General features: G+C 61.8%; 23 protein-coding genes and 1 tRNA gene. 8 read left to right on the forward strand and 16 right to left on the reverse strand.

From position 1 onward, the window contains the following. Positions 1–43 precede the first annotated feature (43 nt). Positions 44–1003, forward strand: a complete 960-nt coding sequence (locus tag VII69_04480) for an aldo/keto reductase family protein (protein ID HEY5094359.1) — start codon at positions 44–46, stop codon at positions 1001–1003. Between the two features lie 98 nt (positions 1004–1101). Here the strand turns inward: VII69_04480 and VII69_04485 are convergent, their stop codons facing one another. Beyond that, complete coding sequence (locus tag VII69_04485; GenBank protein ID HEY5094360.1) at positions 1102–3507, reverse strand: TonB-dependent receptor; 2406 nt, start codon at positions 3505–3507, stop codon at positions 1102–1104. Between the two features lie 112 nt (positions 3508–3619). Next, positions 3620–4315 carry a hypothetical protein gene (locus VII69_04490; GenBank protein ID HEY5094361.1) on the reverse strand — a complete coding sequence of 232 codons (696 nt, stop codon included), beginning with the start codon at positions 4313–4315 and terminating at the stop codon, positions 3620–3622. A 122-nt stretch (positions 4316–4437) separates the two neighbouring features. Between VII69_04490 and VII69_04495 the strand changes: the two genes are divergently transcribed. Together VII69_04495 and VII69_04500 are read left to right on the forward strand one after the other, a co-directional pair. Then, positions 4438–4824: a BlaI/MecI/CopY family transcriptional regulator gene (locus VII69_04495; GenBank protein ID HEY5094362.1), complete on the forward strand. Its 387-nt coding sequence runs from the start codon at positions 4438–4440 to the stop codon at positions 4822–4824. Then, positions 4824–7571 (forward strand): M56 family metallopeptidase, encoded by a 2748-nt coding sequence (locus VII69_04500; protein HEY5094363.1) that lies wholly within the window; start codon positions 4824–4826, stop codon positions 7569–7571. The genes VII69_04495 and VII69_04500 overlap by 1 nt, the downstream gene beginning before the upstream one ends. Positions 7572–7713: 142 nt before the next feature. Here the strand turns inward: VII69_04500 and VII69_04505 are convergent, their stop codons facing one another. Beyond that, complete coding sequence (locus tag VII69_04505) at positions 7714–8394, reverse strand: hypothetical protein (protein HEY5094364.1); 681 nt, start codon at positions 8392–8394, stop codon at positions 7714–7716. Continuing rightward, positions 8391–10913, reverse strand: a complete 2523-nt coding sequence (locus tag VII69_04510) for a M1 family aminopeptidase (GenBank protein HEY5094365.1) — start codon at positions 10911–10913, stop codon at positions 8391–8393. The genes VII69_04505 and VII69_04510 overlap by 4 nt, the downstream gene beginning before the upstream one ends. Before the next feature lie 84 nt (positions 10914–10997). On the opposite strand from VII69_04510, the gene VII69_04515 reads away from it, so the two are divergent. Next, a complete protein-coding gene (locus VII69_04515) occupies positions 10998–11435 on the forward strand; it encodes a hypothetical protein (GenBank protein HEY5094366.1) in 438 nt (145 codons plus the stop codon). 10 nt (positions 11436–11445) lie between these two features. Here the strand turns inward: VII69_04515 and VII69_04520 are convergent, their stop codons facing one another. After that, entirely contained in the window at positions 11446–11898 is a 453-nt protein-coding gene (locus VII69_04520) for a tRNA-binding protein (GenBank protein HEY5094367.1), read from the reverse strand. A gap of 51 nt (positions 11899–11949) precedes the next feature. Between VII69_04520 and VII69_04525 the strand changes: the two genes are divergently transcribed. After that, on the forward strand, positions 11950–12384 hold the full coding sequence (locus VII69_04525; protein HEY5094368.1) for a hypothetical protein: 435 nt from the start codon (positions 11950–11952) through the stop codon (positions 12382–12384). Between the two features lie 8 nt (positions 12385–12392). Here VII69_04525 and VII69_04530 read toward each other — a convergent pair whose 3' ends face one another. Both VII69_04530 and xerA read right to left on the reverse strand, forming a co-directional pair. After that, on the reverse strand, positions 12393–13253 hold the full coding sequence (locus VII69_04530; protein HEY5094369.1) for an alpha/beta fold hydrolase: 861 nt from the start codon (positions 13251–13253) through the stop codon (positions 12393–12395). Positions 13254–13262: 9 nt separating this feature from the next. Beyond that, complete coding sequence (gene xerA, locus VII69_04535; protein ID HEY5094370.1) at positions 13263–14174, reverse strand: site-specific tyrosine recombinase/integron integrase; 912 nt, start codon at positions 14172–14174, stop codon at positions 13263–13265. 667 nt (positions 14175–14841) lie between these two features. Between xerA and VII69_04540 the strand changes: the two genes are divergently transcribed. Next, on the forward strand, positions 14842–15288 hold the full coding sequence (locus tag VII69_04540; GenBank protein HEY5094371.1) for a hypothetical protein: 447 nt from the start codon (positions 14842–14844) through the stop codon (positions 15286–15288). Here VII69_04540 and VII69_04545 read toward each other — a convergent pair. Continuing rightward, the gene (locus VII69_04545) at positions 15285–15758 is read right to left on the reverse strand and encodes a CoA-binding protein (protein HEY5094372.1); all 474 of its coding nucleotides are present in this window, start codon (positions 15756–15758) and stop codon (positions 15285–15287) included. The two genes, VII69_04540 and VII69_04545, sit on opposite strands and share 4 nt — an antisense overlap. Continuing rightward, positions 15755–17065, reverse strand: a complete 1311-nt coding sequence (locus VII69_04550) for an O-acetylhomoserine aminocarboxypropyltransferase/cysteine synthase family protein (protein ID HEY5094373.1) — start codon at positions 17063–17065, stop codon at positions 15755–15757. The genes VII69_04545 and VII69_04550 overlap by 4 nt, the downstream gene beginning before the upstream one ends. Between VII69_04550 and VII69_04555 the strand changes: the two genes are divergently transcribed. Next, positions 17059–18144, forward strand: coding sequence for a DUF2332 domain-containing protein (locus VII69_04555; protein HEY5094374.1), 1086 nt, complete (start codon positions 17059–17061; stop codon positions 18142–18144). The genes VII69_04550 and VII69_04555 overlap by 7 nt on opposite strands. A 9-nt stretch (positions 18145–18153) precedes the next feature. Here VII69_04555 and VII69_04560 read toward each other — a convergent pair whose 3' ends face one another. The 4 genes from VII69_04560 to VII69_04575 all read right to left on the reverse strand — a co-directional run bounded on the left by VII69_04560 (position 18154) and on the right by VII69_04575 (position 22930). After that, a complete protein-coding gene (locus VII69_04560) occupies positions 18154–20280 on the reverse strand; it encodes an ATPase, T2SS/T4P/T4SS family (GenBank protein ID HEY5094375.1) in 2127 nt (708 codons plus the stop codon). Between the two features lie 141 nt (positions 20281–20421). Then, positions 20422–21357 (reverse strand): malate dehydrogenase, encoded by a 936-nt coding sequence (gene mdh, locus VII69_04565; protein HEY5094376.1) that lies wholly within the window; start codon positions 21355–21357, stop codon positions 20422–20424. Positions 21358–21518: 161 nt separating this feature from the next. After that, positions 21519–22358 (reverse strand): anti-sigma factor, encoded by an 840-nt coding sequence (locus VII69_04570; GenBank protein ID HEY5094377.1) that lies wholly within the window; start codon positions 22356–22358, stop codon positions 21519–21521. Further along, a complete protein-coding gene (locus VII69_04575) occupies positions 22355–22930 on the reverse strand; it encodes a sigma-70 family RNA polymerase sigma factor (GenBank protein HEY5094378.1) in 576 nt (191 codons plus the stop codon). The genes VII69_04570 and VII69_04575 overlap by 4 nt, the downstream gene beginning before the upstream one ends. Before the next feature lie 168 nt (positions 22931–23098). Here VII69_04575 and VII69_04580 point away from each other — a divergent pair, with 168 nt between their 5' ends. After that, positions 23099–23977, forward strand: a complete 879-nt coding sequence (locus VII69_04580; GenBank protein HEY5094379.1) for a hypothetical protein — start codon at positions 23099–23101, stop codon at positions 23975–23977. Between the two features lie 7 nt (positions 23978–23984). Here the strand turns inward: VII69_04580 and VII69_04585 are convergent. The 3 genes from VII69_04585 to VII69_04595 form a co-directional block, all read right to left on the reverse strand. Next, a tRNA-Gln gene (locus tag VII69_04585) sits at positions 23985–24057 on the reverse strand. Between the two features lie 113 nt (positions 24058–24170). Further along, positions 24171–24752, reverse strand: coding sequence for a hypothetical protein (locus VII69_04590; GenBank protein HEY5094380.1), 582 nt, complete (start codon positions 24750–24752; stop codon positions 24171–24173). Between the two features lie 146 nt (positions 24753–24898). Next, the coding region (locus tag VII69_04595) for a C40 family peptidase (protein HEY5094381.1) at positions 24899–25319 on the reverse strand (421 nt) is incomplete at its 5' end.

Genomic DNA, 25319 nt, shown 5'->3' on the forward strand with positions numbered 1-25319 from the left:
CATTCAAAGAGCGACAGCCTTTGTGAAGACCCGGAGGACGACCATGCAATATCGCAATCTCGGCCGGTCTGGCGTTAAAGTGTCAGCCGTTGGCCTTGGCTCGTGGCTGACCTATGGCGGCAGCGTCGAGGCAGACACGGCCGCCGCTTGCATCGCGCGCGCCTATGACAAGGGTGTGACGTTCTTCGACACCGCCAACGTGTACGGGCGCGGCCGCGCAGAAGAAGTCGTTGGCGGCGCATTACGGACCTATCCTCGCGATTCGTACGTCCTTGCGACAAAGGTGTTCTTCCCCATGGGCGAGGGACCGAACGACCACGGTCTATCGCGAAAGCATGTATTCGAACAATGCAGCCGGTCGCTCAAGCGGCTCGGCGTCGAATACGTCGATCTTTACCAGTGTCATCGCTATGACGTCAACACGCCGCTCGAGGAGACGTGCCAAGTCATGGACGACCTCATACGGCAGGGCAAGGTGCTATATTGGGGCACCTCCGAGTGGACGGCCGATCAGATATTGCGCGCCGTGTCGATCTGCAAAGAACGCGGTTGGTCACGGCCCGTCAGCAATCAGCCGCAATACAGCGCGCTTTGGCGCCACATCGAAGCGGCAGTGCTCCCGATGTGCGAGAGTCTCGGCATCGGAAACGTGGTATGGTCGCCGCTCGCCATGGGCGTGCTCACCGGCAAGTATCAGTCGGTCAAGAACGCTCCCGCCGGTACGCGTGCGGCCGGCGCATCGGCCGACATGATGGATAGCTTCTTCAAGCAAGACGTGCTCGACGCCGTGCAGCGGCTCAAGCCGATCGCACAGGAACACAAAGCGTCGCTCGGACAGCTATCGCTTGCATGGTGCCTGCGGCAACATGCGGCGTCGAGCGTCATCGTCGGCGCGACGAAGGCCGACCAAGTCGATGAGAACGTGGCGGCAGCCGATCTGCATATCCGACCGGAGACATTTGCGGAGATGGACCGGATCCTTATCCCCGTCGCAAACGCGTGATTGCCGGTCGTTCCGTAGTAGGGTGAGCAACGCTCACCCAAATACGGGGCAAGCGATGCTTGCCCTAGTACATTCACCCTCCTACAGGGCGACAAGCTTCAATACCGGCGGGTCAGCACTAAGGTGACCGCCCTGCCTTGTAGCGAGAAAGCATCGGTGGGCAGGGGACCGTCCGCACCTCCGTACGGTCGCCCCTGATCCGCAAGCGTGAAGCGGTCATCGTATGCGTTCGTGAGATTCGTTCCGTATAATCCGATGTCGAACACCCTCCCGCGCAAGGCGACGCCGGCATGTATGGTGGCATATGCGGGCCGGTTGAGTTCGTTGAACGCATCCTCGTACGAGGCGCCGATCTCGTACGCGAACCCCAGTCCAGGGTCACGTTGCAGCGAGAGCACTGCCCGATGCAGGGGCACGCCGGCCGACTGTTCGCCCGGAACGATGGTGCCGTCTTGGAAGTCCGGACTCACGGACGTCACGAACGAACTGTCAACGCTGTAGGCAAAGCGCACAACCGTCGACGCGGCGACGGCGCGTTCGGCGCGGAACTCGATGCCGCGATAGACCGCGCCACCGGCGTTGATCGGAAAGCTTTCGCATTCTTGCGGCGGCGGGTTGTTGGGTGGAAGACACTGAACGGGCGGAAAGAAGCGCACGGCCGGAGTTCGCACGTTCGTCTGGTAGACGTCGAAGTCGAAACGCGTATTGTGCTCGGCGCTGAGCACATGTGCGATGCCAAGGTCGTAGTCGGTCGCGTGGTCCGCTTTCAAATTCGGATTGCCCACGTTGATGAAACCGTCGGCATCCGGAGGCGGCAGTTCCGATGGAAGAAATAGCTCCGGAAGTTGAGGCGATTGAAATGTGATGCCCGCCGAGACGCGGACCGCGGTTTGCGCGGTCGGCGTCCACACGAGACCCAAACGAGGATCCGTGCTCGATCCAAAGCTGGAGAAGTTGCTGAAGTACAGGGCCGCGCTGTAGTGGAGTTTCGGCGTCGTGTCAAACGCGTAGCGAACGACGGCCGATCGCTGCGTCTGCGTGAGTTCGGGGAGCGGCTGCGGTCCGGAGCCATCGTCGAGCAGCCCGATCCGGCGGCCGCGCGATTGGTCCGGCGTTCCGCCGATCAACGTCTGCGTGTCAAGGCGCTCCGAACGCAGATCGAATTTGATTGAAAATGTTCCCTGTGCAAGCGTGCGGTCGAATTGCAACGTGTCGTCAGCCGAAAGATCGTGCGTGTTGAAAAGATACGGCGTGGTGCTCGATGCCGGACCTTCGACAGATTGATCGGCCAGCGAGGTGAGGTGACGGAACACTGCGGTCGTCGGATACTGACCATCGGTGTCGGGTTGTCCGAGCGGCATCTGGACGTCAAGCCCGTACGCGCTGTCGTGCGCTTGCAGCGATGACCCGGCGAAGCTGTTGAAGACCGGCGGCTCCTCATCGGCAGGACCGGCACCGTCGTCACCGCCCCCTTCGTCGGATGCGACAACCGACGACATTGCGGCCGAGAGATCGCGGTACTCGCTCTGATCGCGAACAGTGAATCCGACGTAGCTGCCGCGGAGTCCAAGGTCGTACCGGAGTTTGAGCAAGCCCGTGCTGCCGTCGACGGCGCTCCCGACGGTATCCGTGTCGCCGTCGGTGTTCAAAATCGACTGCCCGTTGACTTCGCCTTGGCTCGTCGTGCGATGAACCGAGAACGCGTACCCGAGGCGAGCGGCGGATCCCGTTGCCTGCAACGTTTCGCCAAAAGCTCCGTACGAACCAACGGACAGGCGGATGAGACCCGCCCCTTGAGCCGTAGGATCGAGCGTGCGCACGTTGATCGCGCCATCGATGGTGTTCGGCCCCACGAGCGACGACGGACCGATTCCGTAGACAAGCTGCACGCCGGCGAGTTCCGCCGGATCGACGAGCGACAGATCAAATGAGCCTGTGCCGCCGCTGTTGACGGAGTGGCCGTCGATGTCGACAAGCGTTTCTGTTGGGTCCGGCCCTCGAAGCGCGACCACAGCCGGCGCGGCGGGATTACCACCTGCGGGCCTGATGACGGTGACGGAAATAGCATCTTGCGATATCAGATCGGCGACGCTGGTGCCTCCGCTTGCCGCATACTGTTGCGACGCCAGCTCCTGACTCGGCACCGACGACGTCGAGAGCGCCTCGCCGGCCCGCGTCGTCACGTGTCCGAGTACGACAAGCGAAGACGTCGAGCGGACGAGCTCGATTCGGACATCGGTTTCCTGGCCGCCGCGGATCTCAATGGTGCGGCCTCCGACCGGGGCGTATCCGGCCGCAGTCACCGACACGTCGTAGATCCCAGGTGCGAGGCCTGTAAGTCTGGTTACTCCGCCGGGATATGTGAGAAACGACCGGACGACTTTGTTTCCGCGCAGCGTGACAAATGCACCGGAAATTGTCCGGTTGTCGGCGCTCAGGACCACGACGGTGATCTCGCCGGTGGCCGGCTCGGAAATTGCCGCAAGTGGGGCGACGAGAATCACGCACAGCATTGCTGCAATTGCGGCTGTGTGCGTGCGCGCGCAAGCTCGAAGTATCTCGAGAAAGACCATAGCAGAACCAGCTCCTTCGATGCGTGTTCGAGGGGGTTACGCCTTAGACGAAGAGGAGCGGGGGTGCGCGCTTTCCGGCGCGGGTCGAGAGAATCGAGATGGGCGCGGCGAACGATTCGAGTGAAAGCGCGGTTCGAATGCCGCGCGGCGAGCCGCCCGGATGCCGGGCGCCGATAAGGATAGCGCAGACGATCTCGATGATGGCTTCGTGCGCTGCGGCAAGAGCCCGCAATAGTTGTGAGACCGCAGCGCCGATGCAGGCCGATATCGCGAGCGTGACGCCGCTGCCGAGTGGAATAGATCCCCCAAGCACGTCGGCGAAGTCGTCGATGCGGACGCCGTCGAGCAGAGCATCCATGGATTCCATCGCCATCAGCGCGATCAGTGCTAGTACCATGACAGTGGCCGCGAAGCGCCACACGGGCAACGCGAGCACCGGCTGCGCGAGCGCGCGAAACGCGGTTGCCGATGCATGCGAGCCGTCGAGCGCCGACCACAAGAAGCGAAGGACGCCGGCGATGGCGATGACCAAGACCAAGACAAAGGCGAGGGCACGCGATTCGTGGGCCATGCCGTCATACGAGTCACGAGGGAGGGCAAAGTCACCGATCAGGTCGATTGCGGAATGGGTCGCTGCCGCCGCGGCAAGAGAGGCAAGCACGACGACTGCGACGAGAAAAGCTGCCGGCGCGATCCGCGACAGGGATTTGTTGGATTGCGCTCCGGCGGGGACTGGCATAGCGCGCGTTTCGGCACCTTAAAGCGCATCGCTTTCAGTTGACCCTAGGAATTTCGACCCGCAGGAAACGGTGGCCCGGCAGCAAACACCTAATTCGTTAGTTAGGTTGACGGGAGACCCAAATGGCAAGAAAAAAATCTGCAACCCTCACGGAAGCGGAGCTTCGGCTCATGGATATCGTGTGGGAGAAAGGTAAGGCCACGGTCGGCGACGTCGTCGAAGCTTTACCCGGTAGAACACCGCTCGCGTACAACACGGTACTCACCACCATGCGAATTCTCGAACAGAAGGGCTACGTCCGGCATCACGAGTCGGGGCGCGCTTTTGTCTATGCTCCGATCGTCGATCGCGAGCAGGCACAACGCAGTGCGGTCAAACAGCTCGTCACCCGGTTCTTCGACAATTCGCCGGGTTTGCTCGCGCTCAACGTCTTGGAGAACGAGAAACTCGATGCAAGTGAAATCGACCGCCTGAAGCGGATCATCAAAGCTAGCGAAAGCGCCGACTAGTGGATTCTGCGCTGGCGGCGTTCGAGGCTATCGCAAGCCACGCCGCAGGCGCGCTATTGGCCGGTGTCGCTTACGCATTGCCGGTCGCGATCGTCGCGTGGGCCACAGTCCGGTTGCTGCCTCAATGCAACGCCGCCACGCGTTACGGAATCTGGCTTGCCGCTCTCGTGGCCACGCTTGCGCTCGATCCGCTTCCCGGACACCCGTTCATCGCCGGCGACGCTTCGATTTCCGGCGGCCGGGTTTCAAGCGTCCATCGCCCGGCGCTTACGCCGAGTACGGCAGATGCCTCCACAAATGTTCTCAGCGGCGGCCTGGGCGCAAGAGCCATTTCCGCGCTCAGCGGCCCAAACGCGGCACCACTGCCTTCCAACAAACCAATCGTCACCTTGAACGGCGATTGGGCGGTCGCGATATTCTTGGCATGGTATCTGGTCGCCACGGCGCTTATCATCCGGCTGATCGTGGGGCACATCCGCCTGCAACGCATCAAGGACCGCGCGGTTCCATTGGGCGCATCGTATCAGATGCGTCTCGCTGAATGGCTGCGTGCCTCGAGGGGTTCTCGCGTTCCGAGATTGCTCGTCTCCGGCGCAGTTGAAATCCCGGTAGCGATCGGACTCTTCCATCCCGCGATCGTCTTGCCGGCCGACCTCGTCGAACATCTCACCGAAAGCGAATTCGACCAGATCGGCATGCACGAGCTCGCGCACGTGCGGCGGTATGACGATTGGACGAACCTTCTCCAAAAGATCGCCGAGACGTTGCTGTTTTTCAGCCCGGCGATTTTCGTGATCGGCCGCCAGCTCAGCATCGAGCGGGAAGTCGCGTGCGACGATTGGGTGGTCTCGGCTACCGGCGGAGCCCGGCCATATGCCAACTGTTTGACGCGTCTCGCGGAGCTCGCGGCGGCGCGTCCAGTCACCGCACTCCCCACACTTGGCGCCGTCTTCACCCAAAAGCAGATTTTCACTCGTATCGAGCGGCTGCTGGATCGTACCCGCGATACCCGGCCGCAAGTGGCGGCGAGCGTCGCTTGGGCCGCGGTCGGCGGTCTCATGGCCGTCTTGATCTTCGCGTCGCAACTGACGCCGCTCGTCGCGGTGTCGGCAACCCGTATCGGGCTTCCGGTCGCGGCTTCACAAAAGCCGCCCGGCGGCACGCACGCAGCGCTCCTCGCGATGCGCTCCGGCAACGACGATTCGAATGTCCGCGTCCGCGCGGGAAGCACAGCCGCATGTCCGTGCGTGGTGCAGCCGCGACGACGGCCGGCAATCGCGCGCAGGGGAGCCGTGCGAAGCGACATCGTGGTCGTGCCCTTGGCTTCTCGGGTTCAACAAGTCGCCGCGATCGCGTTCACCGACGCGACGCCCGTCACGCCGGTCGACACCGTCAAGTCCGAGCTCGCCGTGCTTGCAAATGCTCCGGGAGAAGAAGAGCGGCTGGCGGCCGTCAGCGCGCTCGCTCCGCACACCGGTGACGTGAAGGTGCGCGAGGCTCTGCTTCGTGCGCTCAGCTCCATCAACGACGAGTCAGTGCGCCTGAACATCGTCGCCGCGTTGGCGCCGTACGCCGACAGTTCCGATGTCTTGCGCGTTTTTGGAAAGATCCTGCGCGAAGGCGATGACGAGCCGGTCGCGCTGAACATCATCTCGGCTATGACGCCGGCCGCGTCTCGCGCCGCCGCGATGGAATCGCTTGCCGACGTGCTCAATTCGACGCAAGATGAGGCGGTCGGATTGAATGCCCTGGCGGCGGTCGCACCCTATGCCGGACACCGTCCGGTGCAAGTCGCGCTCATCGGTTTGATGCGCAACGGCCGGTCGGAAGCGTTGCGCCTCAACGCCGTCGCCGCGCTTGCACCGCACGCCAATCTAACTCTCGTGCACCGGGCTTTTGTTGACGCGCTCGATCTGGATCTCGCGGGCGCAGAACGGGCGAACATCAAAGCGGCATTGGGCATCGCTCCGGCGGCGACCCAGGTCGCGAACAGCGATTCCACGTGGCTGACACCGGAACCAAGCGCTGACAAAGCGGCGGTTCCCGGCAAGGAGCTTTTGGTCGGCGACGTCTCGGCAACGGGAACGGTGCGCATCGATAACGTCCATGGCGATATCGAAGTCATCGGTTGGGGCCGCGCGTCAGGCGAAGTGGACGCCTCGGTCCAGGGCGATCCGAACGCGATCCGTGTGTACGGCACTTTCGAACACGGCGATCTCCGGGTCACCTCAACGCAAGTCGACGACAAAGCGAGCGTCTCCGTGAATTACGTCGTCCATGTGCCGGCCGGCGCACACGTCATCGTCACCACGGTGAGCGGCAACATCATCGTGCGCGGCGTGACCGGCGCGGTGGACGCGACTTCAACAGAGGGAAACGTTGATGTCAACGGTGCTCACGGTCCCGTCAGCGCGTCGACGATGAGCGGCAACGTGCACGCCACCGGCCTGCGCGGAGATTCAAAGCTCAAGACTATATCCGGCGACGTGCAGGCCGAATTCGACGAGCTCGACGGCGCGCAAGCGGTTGAAGCGGAATCCACGGCCGGCACCGTAACGATCGTGATGCCCGCCAACTCGTCCGCCCACATCACCGCCGAGACTCTGACCGGTGCCATTCATTCGTGCGCCGGCGACCATGTCAACAACGATTCGCCAGGTTCCAGCGTTGACAAGACCACTGGAGCCGGGACTGCCAGAGTCGATCTCCACGCGGTCAGCGGCGACATCACCATCTCGTCGCATTAGCTAGTCTGTAGGAGGGCAAGCATCGCTTGCCCGATCCAAATATGTAGGAGGGCGAGCATCGCTCGCCCAAAAAAAAGGGGCAAGCGATGCTTGCCCTAGTACAATGGCCCTCAAAGGTCCTCAGATATATATCGCTGGCGCCTTATTCCATAGGCTTTTTGGCGGTTGCCGACGGCTTCACGTTGGGATTCTTTTCGGCGAATACGCCGGTGGGGTTCGGCACGACCCAGAATTCGAGGTCCCACAAGTCGGGGAAAGAAAAGACCGTCTTGACATCGCTTGCCGACTTGGCCTTGCCGGCCTTTACGACGTCGGCTGCGGTGGGATGTGCGGCCGACCCTCCATCCTTTGTGATCGTACCGTTGAGGATGTAGCCGTACTGCGTCGCCCCAAGGGCCTTTGCGGCGACTAAGTAGTGGACGTGCGATTCGAACTCGAACCAGCGGGCCGGAAGAATCCCCCACTTGCTCGGATGCGTGCTGCTTGTCTTTAGCCACGAATAGTCGACGCCTATGAGATTTCCTTTCACGTCGTACCAAACTTGGCTCGGGTGCGTCTCATCGCTGTTCCAATTTTTAGGGTTGACCCAACTGATTGCGCCGGTCGAATCCTCGTCTGTGTACCGGAAGTAGCCGGCCTTCGCTGCGAGTGTGGTTGTGCCGTACAGTTTTTGAAGCTCCGCTGTCGAGCGCGTGACGAACGGGAGCTCGGCCGCGGTCGGCGTGTTCGGAGGGGACGCAGGTTTTGCCACCGCGTTATTTGTCGCGGCGAATAGGATGATGGCCGCGCTCAGTGCGAGCGCCGCCGCTATTTTATTTTTCATGGGGCGCGGTTCGTCGGGCCGCGCCGCGATTCCGCCCGCAGTGAAGCGATCGAGCTTTGGACGATCGTGCGGTAGAACGGGTAGTCGGGACTCGTCAGCAGCTCGCGCTGGAGCGCGACGACAGCCGACGGAACGCCCATCCGGCCGAGCGCGCCGGCCGCGGCAAATTTAATCGCAAGGTCCCGTTCTTGCAAGAGACCCGCAACGAAGGACGCCGCCTCTCGATCCTTCCTGCCCGCTCGCGCGAGCGCACGGACCGCTGCAGGGCGCGAGTCGTCGGGCGCGCCGTAGCGCGCGTAACGTTCGAGCAGCGGAATCGCTGCCCGCCCATCAATACGTGCGAGGGCGCCGAGGGCAGCGCTCGCAATCTCGCCAGTTGCCTCGTCGTTCGCTGCCGCACTTAGCATCATCGCGTGTGCGCTCTTTATTTGAAGCTTGCCGAGCGACGTAATCGCGGCAGCCATCGTCGCGTACGACGGATCGTACGCCGCGTGCCGAACGAGCGCGGCGATTGTCGCGGCGTCCGCAGGTGCCTCGCTCAGCGCCTGGGCGGCAGCGGTTCGCATCTGCGGCGGGCCGGCATCGAAATAGTGGAGCAGCAGCGGGCGCGCGCCGGCTTTTGAAGGGTTCAGTGTGCCGAGAACTTCGGCGCGTTCGTCCACGTTGCGCTCGCGCACAATGAATGCCGCAAGTGAAGGCAGATTCGCCGGCGTCTGCGGCAACTCTTCGGATGCATCCAAGCGGTCGATCATCGCTGCCGCATGATCCATTCGGAAACGCAGTTCGGTGGGGCTCGCGTGATCGATCACGGCTGCGAAGACTGCGCCGTTCGCGTCGAAAATGACCGATGCCGCCCGCGAGGCGGGATCGCTTGCAGATGCCGGGTGAGCTGGTATCGTGAAATCCTGGCTTCGCGCGCTGTCGGAAACCGTCGTCTCAAAGCGACGGCCGTCGCCGTACAGCACTTCGACAGGCACGGGCATGCTGAAGACTGTCGGCGTGTTCCAGGCCGCGCTTTGCGTCTGGTCGACGTGGATATGAATATATCCGGTGTTGTGGTCCGCGCGCCAACGCACATCGTACTCAGGATAGCCGGCGCGATAGAGCCATTCGTTGACGAACCACGAAAGGTCGCGGCCGGTCGCGTGCTCGAACGCGGATTCCCATTCGCTCGTATCGGCAGGCTTTGTCGCGTACGTTTTGAGAAACGCCGTCTGGCCCTTGCGATACATCGCGTCGCCGAGCATCACGTTCAACATGTGGAGGACGACCGCGCCTTTTTCATAGGTCGTGCCGTCGAACATGTCCATGGGCGAGCCATAGGATTCGGTGACGATCGGCCGGCGATACGCGACATCTTGACCGAGCGCTCCGGCGGCGATCCGGTGCATGTCCATGGCGAACGCGTCGTCGCCGAGCGCATGCCGGCGATAAAGCGCTTCATAGTATGTGGCGTAGCCCTCGTTCAGCCAAAGCTGGCCCCAGTCGGCGCACGTCTCGTCATCGCCCCACCACTGGTGAGATAGTTCGTGCGCCACGCCGCCGCCGGCGAAACCATCGAGTTCGGCGCGGCGGTCGTGCCGCTTGCCTCCGAGCATCGTCGCGCTGACGTTTTCAAGGCTCCCGAACGAGTCGCTCTCAATGCCGACCTCCGCATATTTCTCCCACGGATACGGCACGCCGTTGAAGCGCTCGAAGAATTCCACCGCATCGGGCGTCATGCGCCAGTTGTCCGCGGCGGCGAGGCCGGAGCCTCTCGCGGCGTAGTACGAAATCGGCACGTCGCCCGCGTGCGTCGAGATGTGGTCGAAATAGCCGGCATAGATCGCGGTCAGGTATGTCGAGTGCGGCACGTTTTCGGTCCACGTGAACGTGGCGCTGTGATGCGCGCGATCGTGCGTCACCGATACGAGCCGGCCATTGCTCACGACGGTCTGCCCTTCCGGCACCGTCGTGATCGTTTCCGTCGTGGCCTTTTCATCGGGCCAGTCATACGTCGGAAACCAGTGGCGATTGGAATCTGGTTCGCCCGCCGTCCATATCTCGGTTGGCCTGTTCGGATAGACTTTGTCCGGCAGAAAGAAGTAGATCCCGAGTTTTGGCGATGCGGAATAGCGCGCTTCGACCGCATAGCGGCTGAGGGCCGGGGCGGCCGTCGGCAACAAGACGCGCAGCGTCTGGCCAAACGTTTGATATTTCAATTTTGAGCCGCCGGCGATGCCGACCCAAGAATACAGCAACCCATCGGAATCGAAGTCGATCCACGAAGTGAGATCGTGTAGAACTGTGACGACGTTGGTGACGTCGCCGGTGAGCGACCCGTGCGTTTCGTCGAGGTTGACGCGAATCTTGACGTGCTCGAGCCGGTACGCGTGGTAGCGCGGATGGTGCAGCACGGCCGCGCCGGCGCCGAATGGAACTCTGCCGTCGCCCGTGCCGGCTTGTGCCGTCTGGAGCGTGGCCACCACGAGCCACGCGCCGAAGATCGGCGCCCAGGCACGCAAATGCGCGGTCGGCATGGTACGCCTCCGAAAAGTCGTGTTGATCCGACAATTCCTTCGTGTGAACTAGGACGCCTTGCGAAGTTGGATGAAGCCCAAGAAATGCGCGAGCAGCTAGGAGTGGTCGAAAGCGACGGTCAGGCTAGCAAGCTCAGAGACGTAAAATCGTGGCCCGTGACGATCGTGGCCTCGTTCTTCTTGCTGCAAGGCCTTTTGCAGGGGTATTCTGCACTGGGCTACAGCCGGTTGATCGGAGAACCGATGATGTCAGGCGCTGCTCTTGGATCCGCCGTCCTTTGTGGAATCGCGAGTGTCCTATTGGTCGTCGCGGGCGTTGGGCTTTTCGCGCGAATCAAAGCATGTCTTATGCTCGCTGTTGTCTTGGCCGGTTTGAACCTGCTGAATGCGGGTAACCTTGCGGCCGAAGCGTTTTTCAGACCGACGCCTTCAGCCGTCGCGGTCGCACTCGGATTCGTTGCGGCCGGTTTTCTTCAGTACATGATCCTGCGAAGCAAGGCGACGACCGCGCTCTTCGAATAGACCGAGCGGATCAGTAGACGCTGCCGCCGATCGGCACCGCGAAATCTGGCGACAAGAGCACGACGTTGCCGCTTTCGTCGGCGACGCCCAAGACCAATGCTTCACTGGTGAAATCGGCGATGCGTTTGGGCGCGAAATTGACGACCGCGAGAACGACCTTGCCAACCAGGGACTCCGGCGTATAGAGGCTCGTGATTTGCGCGCTCGATCGCTTCATTCCAACGTCTGGACCGAAGTCGATCGTCATCTGATACGCGGGTTTACGCGCTGCGGGAAACGGCTCGACGGCAACGATCCGGCCCGCGCGCATATCCAGTTTTTCAAATTCGGCATACGTGATTATTGGCTTAGACGCGCTCATCGACGCCGGGTTTGCGGTAGCGGCTCCGTATTCATTCAGGTTGCTAAACCCGCCGACGATGATGATCTTTTCGGCGATCGCGTCAGCGGCCAGGTCTGTCACGACCGAGGCTAACGGTCTCAAGGCCGGGCGGCGAGCCCGTCGAAGGCGCAAATGGTGGGAATCTTTACCGTTCAGCGGCTAACGGCCGAGATCAAGCTATCGGCCGCCAAGTCCGTGGCGATCGTGGCGGGTCTCGTCTTTTGCGAAGGTCTTTGGGCGCTGTGGAGTTTGTCGTCCGGATTTGGACTATATCGATTCGTCGTCAACGCGAGCGTCCTCGGACTCATCGCCGCTCCCCTGCTGCTTGCCGGAAGCCGGATCGGATACTGGTACGCGCTCGTCGATATGACGTTCAATGCCATTTGGAGCGCTGCCTCGCTGACAATACTCGTTTGGGTTGAGTTCTACAAATTGTCCACCGGTGGTCCTGTGGGGGATGGTCTTGAATCGGGTCTGATGATCGTCGTCATATTCGGCCTTCCAATATCATGGTTGGCTGTGCGGCTGCTTCGAAGCGAGGACGTTCGCATTAAATTCAACGTGTGAAGCGCTCGCTAGATGTGCGAGTCCAGCGCTTCCATCGCGATCGAGTACACTAACTTCGCGGCGTTCGGATACGTGGTCGGGTCCATGATGTCGTGGCACCAACCCAAGTTGCGCAGCTCTCGCCAGTTGCAATTGGCGCCGCTTGCAGTCCACAATTTCGCGAGATCATGCGAGACCGAGTTGTTCTGACTGGGATCGTCGCAGTTCACGATAACGGAGATGTGCGCAGCGCGCGGGCGTTTGCCCACCGCACGTCTCATGACATCCTGACCCAAGCGTAGCAATTCGGCGACCGCATGGGTAGGATAGCGCGGATAGGCATGCATGGGCAGCTGGGCCGCGCGTTCCCAGATGTTCCACCACAACCATGCGTTGGGCACGGCAGCCAGGGTCTCACCGATCAAACTGCTCAACCGGTGCGGCGTGAGCTTAAGGCCCATAAACGGCGCGATTGCCGTGACGCTATGCAGATCGTGTGTCTGGCCGAGCCACGCTGCCATGACGCCGCCCATCGAAAAGCCGAGCACATCGACCCGTTCGCCCAGTGAGCTTGCCGCCACTAGACCGTCCGATGCGGCGGTCTTCAGATCCGCTTCGCGCAAGCCGGCGAGCGCGTTCGTCATGCGGTCGCGTAGGCCATGGTGCGGCAGGCGAGGGATAAAGACGTTCCAACCCCGCGCGAATGCGAGCTCGCCCAGGTCGCTCATCTGGCGCGGTGAGCTTGTGAATCCGTGCAGAAGAAGAAGAGCACGATCAGTCCGGCGGCCATGTGTGAGGACGCGCGTCGCCGACTGCGGGTTCGCTGCCGGATCGGCTGCGTCGGCAGCAGCCATTCGCTCGAGCGCGCGCACGGACTCTTCAAACGTCATCCGCGGTGCTTATGAGTCTTTGTCGCGCGGGTGCGAATCTTCGTACGTCTGGCGCACGTGTTCCATCGAGACATTGGTGTAGATCTGAGTGGTGGACAAGTTTTCGTGCCCGAGAAGTTCTTTGATGACCATCAAATCGGCGCCGCGCTCGAGCATGTGGGTGGCAAAAGAATGGCGCAACGTATGCGGTGATGCAGCGCGTTCGATGCCGGCGGCCTGTTTGAACGCCGCGAACTGATACCGGACGGCGCGCGCGGTCAGGCGCCCGCCGCGCTTGCTGACGAACAACGCTTCGGTCTGACAGTGCGGCCGGACATTTAGATATCGGTTCAGCGCGCGCAGCGCGGTCTTGTTCATCAAGACCATACGCTGCTTGTTGCCTTTGCCCGTGACCCGCATGACCCGACGTTCCCTATCCACGTCACCCATGCTCAATCCGACAAGCTCCGCGATTCGGACTCCCGCCGCATACATGAGTTCGAAAATCGCATGATCGCGGGAGAAGAGGAACTCGTCATCCACGTGCACTTTCGCACTCAGAAGCCTGCCGACTTCGCGCTCCGACAGGATCTTCGGAAGTTTGCGCGGCTCCTTGGGCGGCTGCAGCTCCATGATCGGATTGTCCGGGCGCCGGCCCGAGCGCTGCACGAACTTGTAAAACGAGCGCAGCGAAGCGATTCGGCGCCGGACCGCCGAAGCGGTGTACTTGCGCTGACCCATCAGCGTCATCACGTACTTGCGCGCGTCGATCAGCCCGGCTTTCAGCAACTTGGCCTGCGAGCGGTCTTTGTCTAAGAACCGCGCAAAATCGTCAAGATCGCGTGAATATTCCTCCGCCGTACGCGCCGACAAGCCGCGCTCGAGGCGTATATACGCCGAGAACTCCTCGATGATCGCCACGGATTGCGTGCTTTTGGCCACGGCCGCCCCCTTTCCTGACGTCGTCTTCCACTTCCCCAAATGATTGTTTGGGGAAGTCGGGGTTTCCTGCGAAGCCTACCGAATATAAGGGTATGCTCGATGAGTCTGCCCCCTTCTCTCGATCCCTGAAGACGCTGGTCCGTACAATCAGGCTAACTGATCGGCGGATGGTTGTCGCGGCTGTCGTACTATTTTGGAGTTCGCCTCTGGGCTCGCTCCCTGCCAGCGCTGTTCAGGCATCGGCGTCAATTCACGGGATTGTCAGAGATGTTCAAGGCAGTCCGATTGGTGGCGTTAGGATTTATGTGGAGACCGGCCCTAACAACGGGTCGATCGCGACAACTTCTCGCGACGGAACGTATCGATTCCTTGGATTTGAGCCAGGAGCATACGAGTTGTATTTCTCGAAGGACGGATATGACTCTCGAGTTGCGCTTTTCGAACTCTGCCCTACTGAAAATGCTGTTGTCGATCCAATGTTGCTTTCAAGACAGACCATTCTGGACGAGCGCGTATATGGTAAGGTAACGAGCCTTTCGAACGCGGTCAGCGGAGTTTATTCGATCAACGATAGTGATCCAACCGAGCCCGCCCGGGCATTGTGCCTCTAATGGCGTCTGGGCATCAACCCAACATCGGCGATGCGGAGCATGAACTTCGCCGAGCGATGCGCGGAGCACTCGCGGGCGGCACGGCCGTCGTATTGGCGACGGTTTCCAAAGACGGCATCCCGGCGACCGCGTTGTGCACGTGGGTCGTGGCGGTCGATACGGGCAGCATTGCCGTCGCACTCGATCATCGCAGTTCCGCGTATGTCAACATAGCAGCGGACAGCACGTGCGTGGCAATGGAGATTCTCGCCGAGGATCTAGTGATCGCAGCGCGCGGTGACGCAAAGGTCGCGCGGCAGACGATGCGCAGCACGCCGTTTCCGTGCGCTGCTGTGGTCGTGGCCATCAGCGAGATCCGGGACCACTCCGTCCGCGGCATTCGCTTCTACGCCCCGACGTACGCTTTCGGCGACGACAAGCAGCACCGGGGAGACGTCGAGCGCGCCGTGTTTGCGGAGTTGGCCGGCGTCCTGGACGAACCGGAGACCTTAGGGTCTATTTAAGCGCGCCACCGCGAACTGATCACGCCTGAGTTCATCCCTGCGGTACTCAAGCCGCCGTGGAAGCGCGCGTGTTCCACTTTCATGCAACGATCGACGACGACGGTCAACCCGGCGTCATCTGCGATCTTGATCGCCTCGTCATTGATCACGCCGTACTGGAACCAAATAGCTTTTGCGCCTGCCGCGATGGCGTCGCGCGCGACGGCCGGCGTCTCCGACGGCTTGCGGAAAACATCGACGATGTCTGGCGGCCCCAGAGCGGTCGTAAATGCTGCCAGCGTTGGATAACACGGCACGCCGTCGATATTCGCGTAAGCCGGATTGACGCCATATGCCTGGACACCGTGAGCGCGCAAGTACTTATACACGAAATAGCTGGCCCGCAACGGATTGGCGCTCGCCCCGATCACGGCGACGTTTCGGGCGGAGGCGAGCAGATCGCGGCGCTGGCCGGCTGTCGTCAGAATCACGAGACCGGTGCCGCTGCGAAGCGACGGACGGCCGCGAATCCCTGCTCGAGATCCCAGATGAGATCGTCGGCGTCTTCGAGCCCGACTGAGAGCCTGATCATATCAGGCGTGATGCCGGCGCCCGCCGCTTCTTCTTCTGTCAATTGTTGATGCGTGGTGGACATAGGGTGGATCACCAGACTCTTCGCGTCTCCGACATTTGCGAGATGACTCCAGATCTCCAACGCCTCGATGAAGCGCACGGCCGCCTCGCGGCCGCCGCGTGGCGCAAACGTGAATATAGACCCAGCCCCACGAGGCAGGTACCGCAGGGCAAGCGCATGACTTGGGTTATCTTTTAGGCCCGCGTACTTCACCCAGGCGACATCTTGATGACCGGCGAGAAAGTCTGCCACTCGTCGTGCGTTGGCGACGTGCGCCTCCATGCGGATCGCGAGCGTCTCAAGACCTTGCACGAGGAGCCATGCATTCATGGGCGAGAGACAAGCGCCGACGTCGCGCAACACTTCAGCCCGTGCGCGCATGAGGTAGGCGTACTCACCAAACGTCTCCGAGAAATTGAGGCCGTGATAGCCCGGGCTCGGCGACGAGATGAGCGGATGGCCTCCCGCGGCCCAATCGAACTTACCCGACTCCACCAATACGCCGGCGATGACCGTGCCGTGTCCGCCGATGAACTTGGTGGCCGAGTGCACTACGACGTCGGCGCCGTGCTCGATCGGCCGGCACAGGTACGGCGAAGCGAACGTGTTGTCGATGATCAACGGCACGCCGCCGTCGTGCGCCGCATCCGAAAGCGCGCGCAAGTCGGCGACCGTGCCGATCGGGTTGCCGATCGTCTCGGCGTACATCGCCTTCGTGTTGGGTTTGACCTTAGCTCGCATCGCTGCCGGATCGCCGCCCGGAACAAAAGTGGTCTCGATGCCCAATCGCTTCAACGTCACCGAAAATTGCGTGATCGTTCCGCCGTAGAGGTTCGCCGACGCGACGATATGGTCGCCGGCTTGCGCGACTGTGAGTATCGCCACGATCTGCGCAGCTTGTCCGGAAGCGGCGGCAACCGCGCCAAGGCCGCCCTCGAGGCTGGCCATCTTCTCCTCGAACGCGGCGACGGTCGGGTTCGAGATCCGCGAATAAACATCGCCGTAGGTCCGCAGCGCATACAGATCGGCGGCTCTTTCTGCCGATTCGAAGACGTAGCTCGACGTCATCGTAATGGGCAGCGCACGCGAACCGCTCGTGCGGTCCGGCGGCGTGCCTGCGTGCAGCGCGCGGGTTCGAAATCCGAAAGTTCGATCGTGTGACATATCTCACCAGGGTTACCGCTTCGGCGCGCACGAACCTCCGGTTAGTGAACGGGGCGACACCAGAAGCGGAAGCATACGAGCACTTTGCGCGGACTGCCCGCGATTCGAGCCCGCTCTACGAGCATCTTGCCCAGCGGGTTGCGATCGACACCCAGCTCTTGGCGCTGACCGGGAATGTTCGCCCGCGGCATCTTCAGCCAAACCTGCTCTTCGCAGCCGTCCATTATCTCTTGCTCGAAGGGGCGCAGTCCGATCTCTCGCGTTCGTACACGACGATAAGCGGCGCGACGTCATTCGAACCCGACGTCTTCCGGCATTTCCGGATCTTCTGCATTGCGCATGCGGACGAAATCCGCGCCCTCACATCGACGCGCCGCGTGCAGACCAACGAAGTACGGCGTTGTGCTTCGCTCGTGCCGGCGTTCGCCAGCGCCGCGAACGTCCTCGGCACACAACGTGCCGCGTTTGTCGAGATCGGCGCCAGTGCGGGTCTCAATCTTCAATGGGACCGCTACCGTTGCGACTACGACCGCGATCTCGCGTGGGGCGATCCTTCGGCGCTCGTGCGCTTCGAATGCGAGTTGCGCGGCGGCAAGTACCCGGCCGTGCGCCCTTTGCCTGCGATCGTGCAGCGCTACGGCATCGACATCGACCCATTGGACGTCCGCAACGCCGAAGATGTCTTGTGGCTTAGGGCGTTGACGTGGCCTGAATGCACGGACCGGCTGGAGTTGCTGGAGCGCGCGATCGACGTGGCGAGAGCCGAGCCGCCCACCCTCATCGCGGGCGACGCCGCGGAGGTCTTTCCGGTGGTCGTCGAAAGCATCGCGCCCGATCTGGCCGTCATCGTCTACCACAGTTTCACGATGAACCAATTTGGAACCGAGCAACGCGAGATGCTCGAAGACGCGCTCTGCGAGCTCGGCGCGCGGCGCCCTCTAGCGCGTGTGGGATTCGAATGGCCGGTCGGCGCCGAATTCCCGGTCCTGTCGTTGACGAACTACTCTGCGGTTCAGATCGACCGCTCCATGCTCGCCATGTGTCATCCGCACAGCACGTGGATGCGTTGGGTGGCTTAGATCTTTGGACTAGACCGTGACGCGCATGACTTCGCGGAGCGTGGTCTCACCATCGATGAGGCGCTGCATGGCATCATCGCGCAGGTCGGTGAACCCTTGCGCATTGCAGTGATCGAGCAGTTGATTGGAATCCGCGCCCTTGGCGATGAGGCGGCGCAGGCCCTCATCCACCGGGAGTATTTCATGCACGGCCAGCCGGCCTTTGTAACCGGTGTCGTGGCAGTTGTCGCAACCGCGCCCGCGCCACAAGCTTGCCGGTGTGACGAGCGGCATCATCTCCGACAAGATGAGCGACTCTTCGGGCGGCAGCGCGTACTGCTCTTTGCATTCCTTGCAGATGCGGCGCACTAGCCGCTGTCCGACGATGCCGATGATCGACGACCCGATCATCGCAGGGTCGACGCCGATATCCACAAGCCGCGCGATGGCCTGGATCGCAGAGTTTGTGTGCAGCGTCGACAGGAGCAAGTGGCCCGTCAGCGCGGCCCGGATCGAGAGATCGGCGGTCTCGCGGTCGCGGATCTCGCCGACGTAGATGACGTCCGGGTCCTGGCGCAAGAGCGACCGCAGCACGCCGGCAAAGGTGAGCCCGCGTTTGACGTTGACCTCGACTTGGTTGACGCCCTGAACCCGGTATTCGACCGGATCTTCGACGGTCGTGATGTTGGTAGTTCCGTTGTTTATCTCTTGCAGGCACGCGAACAGGGTGGTGGACTTGCCGCTGCCGGTGGGTCCGCACGCTAAAATCATGCCGTACGGACGTTTGATCAACGGCGCGAACAGCGCGTAGTTGGAGTCGCTGAATCCGACCGATTTCAGATCCTTGACTTGCGGGCTCTTCTCCAGCAGCCGGATAACGATTTTTTCGCCGAATACCGTGGGCAGCGATGAGATCCGGAGATCGAACTCCTTGCGTTGAAAGCGGATGGACGCGCGGCCGTCTTGCGGCACGTGACGGACCGTGATATCCATGCGGCCCATGATCTTGATGCGCGACACGACCGCGGCGTACGCGTTCTTCGGCAATTGCCGCATTTCGTGAAGGACGCCGTCGAGCCTGAATCTGACGACGATGGCGTCGCCGAACGGTTCCAGGTGGATGTCGCTAGAACCGTCGTCGACCGCGCTGCGCAGCACCGAATCCACGAGGGTGACGATCGGCGTCGCATCGGAGAGCCGGCGCAGGGTTTCGAGGTCTTCGACATCTGCCCCATCGACGAATCCGCTCGATGCGGATTTGACCGAGGCAACGGTGTCGATGAGCTTATCGGCAGAGTGCAGCGTCGCCCCATGGTAGACGTTGTTGATCGCCGCTTCGATATCTTCGACCAATGCGAAGCGGACGTCGATGTCTTTTTTTGCGCGCAGCTGGATCAGATCGAGCGTGGGCAGATCGGCTGGATCGGCCATGGCCACGATTAGGGTGTCGCCCTTGCGCGAGATCGGGATGATATACTGACTCGTCGCGATGCCGACCGGAACTGCGTCGGCGGCGTTAGGGTCTGGGCGCGTGCGGCTGAGATCGATGTACGGCACGCCGTAGATCCCGGAAAGGAATTCATCGAGGTTGGCCTGCGCCACGATGCCGAAATCGACGAGAATCTCGCGCAGGCTTCTTGCAAGGTAGAGCCGGGCGTATAAGATGCGGTCGGTGTCGGCGGGGTTGAGCTTATGGGCTTGCTCGATGCGGCGGAGCAGTCGCAAATAATATGCGTGGTGCGCCGGACTGAGCGGTTGCGTACCGAGCGGTCCATCGTCGCCGGTGAGCGATGTGAGATTAGGCCGTTCGCCCGCGCCCGGCGCGTAGATCGCCTCGAGGAGCGCAAAGCGTTCGGTAGCTCCTAGATTGTTGAAGCGGATGCCGTAGACGTAGCCGCTGCCCGGGATCGCATCTTCCCAGACGGTCTCGACCGCCGCACGCACCACTTGACCGCCGGGAAGCGCGAGCTGCGCGTACCCCTTGATACCTGCGCCGAGTTTGTCATGCGTCGTCAGCTTCATGCCGCCCGCGCTGACGTCGCGTGCTTCGCCAGTGGCCACCTTGCCGTCGTCGCTGCGCAACACAACGGCAACGCGAACGCTCCCGCGCTGGAATTTGCGCTTGACGCGAACGGCTTCCGTGGTGGCGCGTTTCAAGAAACTTCTACTCCTCGCGAAGGCGCTGACTCTCTATTAATATCATCGGTTGGCGTTCGAGCAAAGGAAAGTCGCAGCCCTTCGGGAGCCCGGCCGAGGCCTAACCCGTCCCGTAAAACGCACTCCTGCGCTTGGAATTCGTTAGGCTGAGAGAGACCCCAACGCGTCCACAAGCTCCTTCACCGCGCTCGCGCTCTTCTGCAGCGCTGCCGACTCGTCTTGAGTGAGCTTCAGCTCGATGACCGCCTCGAGGCCCTTCGCGCCCAATTTGCACGGCACGCCGATGAATAGGTCGCGCAGGCCGTATTCGCCGTTCAAGTTCACGGCGCAGGGCAAGATCTTATGCTTGTCGCGCAAGATGGCATCGACCATCTCCGTGATGGCTCGCGCCGGCGCATAGTACGCGCTGCCCGTCTTGAGCAGGGCGACGATTTCTCCGCCGCCTTTTGCCGTGCGGTCCACGATACGCTCGATCGTCTTCGCGTCGAGGAGCTCCGTGATGGGCACACCCGCGACCGTGGAGTACCGCGGCAGGGGGACCATTTGGTCGCCATGCCCGCCGAGCACGGCACCGTATACATTGTCGACGCTGACGTTGAGCTCCATGGCGATGAACGTGGCAAAGCGCGCGGCATCCAGCACGCCGGCCATCCCGAGGATGCGCTCGCGTGGGAAGCCGCTCTTCTGGCGCGCCACTTCGCACATGGCATCGAGCGGATTCGTGACGATGATCAAAATGCAATTGGGCGAGAGCTTGATCGCGCTTTGCGTGGCGCTGCCGACGATCGCCGAATTCACCTTGAGCAGATCGTCGCGCGACATCCCTGGTTTGCGCGGAAGGCCTGCGGTGATGACGACGATGTCGGAATCCGCAGTCGCTTCGTAATCGTTGCTCCCGGTGATCCGCACGTCGGCGCCTTCGACGGGCAGCGACTCTTGGAGATCGAGCGCCTTGCCTTGCGGCACGCCTTCGACGACGTCGACCAGGACCACGTCCGCGAGCTCCTTCGCAGCTATCCAGTGTGCGGTGGTCGCTCCGACGTTTCCGGCGCCGACAATGGTCACTTTCTTGCGCATATCGCTCCTCTGAGTGCAGTTGCAATTTCACGTGTTTTACCGCAGACGCGCGAATGTGTCCTTGATTCCGGCCGTCAGCGATGCGGTGAATGTCGTACGCTAGTAGGGGCCGACTTTTATGGTCGGCCCCGCTTGCCCCGTCTTTTGGCGCTAGCCCACCTTCACAACAGTGTCTTCTTCATCATGAAGCCGCTGGTGGGATGCGCGCTGCCCTGCGGCGGCTCCATGGAAAATGCCACCACATCGCCTGCTTCTAACGGCATCGGCATTTCTAACATCGCGACTCCGGTCGGTAAGACGGGCGCACGATGGAATGTTCCCTTACGGATGATCCATACCTGATACTTCATGCCATGCGGTGCGGACGGAATGTTCGCGATGAGCGTGGCATTTTTCTTGTTCGGCGGCTGGACGAACATACAGTGCCAACGACGCGAGCCGGTGCCGCCGCTCATATCCCAGACCTTGCCGTGCGCCACATCCGCGACGACGCCGTGCACGTTTTTCGCATCCGCCGCGATCTCCGCGTAAGCCGCTCTTGCAAAGGCGAGTTGCTCTTGCGCCTTCGCCGCCTGCGCTTGCATTTCGGCCATGTGACCCGCCGCCGCGCTGCGCGCCTGCATCGTTCCCACTCCGAATCCGGCGGCGATCAGCAACAGGGCAGCGGCGGCGGCGCCCCAATAGCGCGACCACGACGATTTCTCTTGCCGCAAGGACCGCGGAAGATCGTCGCCCGCGCTTTGTGCGTTGCGCCGCAGCCGTGTCTCGGCTTTGAGTTCGCCGCCGGCCAGATCGAGAATGCGCCGTTTGAGGGAGGGCGACGGCTCGACGCTTTCGCACGAAAGCGGCAACACCCGCACCGTGCCCCGCATGTCGGCGACAATGGCGGCACACGCCGGGCATCCGGCGATATGGTCCTCGACCGTCCGTGCTTCATCGACCGTCACGGCATCCAAGGCATACGCGCCCGACAATTCGGCGATCGCATCGTGATCCATCATGCGCCGGTAACCCCCGCTTCCGGCTGCTCCAGCAATGCCTTGAGTTTTTGCAATCCCATGCGCATGCGGCCTTTGACCGTGCCGAGCGGAACGTTCATGAGGCCGGCGATCTCGACGTGGGTATAACCGGAGAAAAACGCGAGCTCGATGCTCTTGCGCTGATCCGTCGGCAATCGCGAAAGCGCGCCGCGCACGGCGTCGCCCGTGAGTCTGGACCACACGACTTGCCACGTGCCGGGTTGTTCGGATTCGCGGTCCTGCGCTTCATCGATCGGAAGCAGATTCGGCGTGTTGGCGTGCGAGCGCAGTTTGTCGATCGACCGGTGATGCACGATCGACATCAGCCATGTGCGCGCGCTCCCGCGTTCGCGCCGAAACGACTTGGCTTGGCGCCACACCGACAAAAATGCGTCTTGGACGACATCTTCTGCCGTGCCGCGATCGCCGAGGACGCGGTAGGCCATCGAAAAAGCAACTCGATGATAGCGGTCGTAGAGTGCGTCGAGCGCGCTCAATTCCCGGCCTGCCAGCGAGGTTATCAGGTCTTCGTCGGAACGTTCCGGGCGGTTCAATTAAGTGCGCCCCCTATCGTACTATCTACGCGCGGGCGTTGGCTTTGGATGTGCATAGCTAGCGCGTTGGCGATTCGCCTCAGTCGCTTCCTTTCACCGCTCGCCGGGATATCGCTCCCAAGCAGCGAACGTCGGGCGCGCAATAGTCGCTCGAGTGAGAGGACGACGATGCGCCGCTTTGCCGTTCTCGCAGTCGCGAGCGTAGTGTTCTCCTTGACCGCGAAGCCGGCCGGCGCAGACACGACGCCCCAACTCTCATCGGGTCCCGCTCCGAGTGCTACTCCCACTGCAGCGCCCGCGGCCGCGCTGCCAGATCCTTGTTCGAATATCAGCGCGTATGTCTCGCGACCTTCGGTCAGTAGCTCGGTGTGCGCCGTTAAATCGGGGCAAGTCGTGCTTGAAACCGGTTACTCGTCCACGACGACGACCGGCGCGGGGGCCAATTCCACAACCAATGTTCCGCAGTCGTTCGTCCATATAGGAATCGGGCCTCGGATCGAGATCGACCTGACGCCTCCGTCTGCCGAGATCATGAACAACGGCATCACTCGGACCCCGGGCACGAGCGACATCGGAGTCGGATTCAAAGCGGTGCTTGGCTATTCGTCGCGTGCGCTCTACGGTTTCGGCGTCTCGATGACGATGCCGACGGGGAATGCGGCGTTTACGAACGGTGCCGACACCTACGAGCTGATCCTCAACGGCGCGTACACGTTGACTAGTCAACTCTCGTTCTTCGGCACCGCGGGATTCGCTTCGCTCTACGGCACAGATGCCAATGGCAAGCCCGTGCGCTTCGGCTCGTTCGTTCCGTCAACGGGTGCCGCGTACTCGCTTCCGTCGAATTGGTATTTGTACGTCGAAGGCGCCAACCTCGGAAAGGCGTCGCCGAACGCCGGCAGCCGCGGCCTAGTCGACTATGGCATGCAAAAAGTCTGTGGGCGCGTGCAATTCGACGCTGAAGTCGGCAACGCGCTGAACGTGGTGAATGGGTCACGCTTCCACTACGTCGGGTTCGGCGCCAGCGCACTGTTCGGCAAGAACTGAATCAGATCTGGGGCGGTAGGATTCGAACCTACGGTAGGCAGATTCAAAGTCTGCTGCCTTACCAGCTTGGCTACGCCCCATCACGTGCGCAGAGCCGTATTCTGTCTAGGTTTGCCGTTTGGCCTTCATTGGCGGCCGATGACCGGCGCGACCACATCGCAGAAAACTAGCAGTCGAATACGCTCGACTCGAGTCACACCTCGCTTGGCAGCGCAACGCCGTCCTCGTTCGCCCACGGATCTCTGAGCGGGATTCGTGGCGCGCCTATTGGATAATCCGCGCGCGGATTGTTAGTCATCCATGCCCGTGCCTGCACCGTGAGATACTCGAAGCTTCCGAAAAAAGTATTCACCCCGCCGGTTCGCGTGGCGATCAGCGCTATGGCAGGTTCGAGCACGTCCCAGTGAGAGACGATAACCCTGCAAAACTGAGCGACGAAAGCCTTACGGTCGACGGCGCCCGCGCGATAGCATCTTCCCCAGGTCTCGAAGAGATTCAGAATGACGACCTCGGGATGCTCAGATCTGTCGAGCGGGCCCGACCGAAGTTCCTTCCGGAACGGCGGTTCTTTGAGGCATTCCGCGAGTTCAGATCGAACGAAATGAAATGCGTCGCGAAACTCCGCCCCCTCGTAGTCTTGTGCCAGACCTCGCATCCACTGGACTTGATTGCCACTGCGAAGATGCCGCAATTGTACGACCGCGATCACAGCTGTCGCCGCGATCACGATGAACGTGCCTATTTGCGATAAAGAGGCCACGCCATCGAGAGACATCACACCATCCTCCGTTGCCAGCGGATTCGCGTGGAGCACCGACCGCGCCTTGGGTCCTCGATCGGGCGACAGCGCCCGCGGGCATTAAAAAAAAGCGGCCGAGTGAACTCGACCGCTAGAGGGCAACTTTGAGGCTTCGTGCCGTTTTAGACCTTGGCCAAACGTCGTGCGCCAAGATATCGAGCCGAGTAGTAGTCTTCTGCGAGTTGGTCGACGCGCACGCCGTTAGAGGACGACGCGTGGACGAACCTTCCGTTGCCTAAGTAGATGCCGACGTGCGACGCGCCCAGCGCGTAGGTCTGGAAGAACACGAGATCGCCGGCCCGGAGATCTTGCGTCGAGACGTGCCGGCCCGATTCGTATTGCGCGTCCGCCGTGCGCGGCAAGTAGATGCCGTTTTTCGCGAACACCGCCCAGACGAATCCAGAGCAGTCCACGCCGCCGAACGAAGTGCCGCCCCAAACGTAGGGAACGCCGAGGTAGCGGAGCGCGGTGCCGGTGATGCGGGCATCGAAGGTGAGCGCTTGTTGCGCGAACTCAAACGATGCGACGACCGGTGGCGCGGAT

The organism is Candidatus Eremiobacteraceae bacterium (assembly GCA_036511855.1).
In the GTDB taxonomy this organism is placed as follows: Bacteria; Vulcanimicrobiota; Vulcanimicrobiia; order Eremiobacterales; family Eremiobacteraceae; genus JABCYQ01.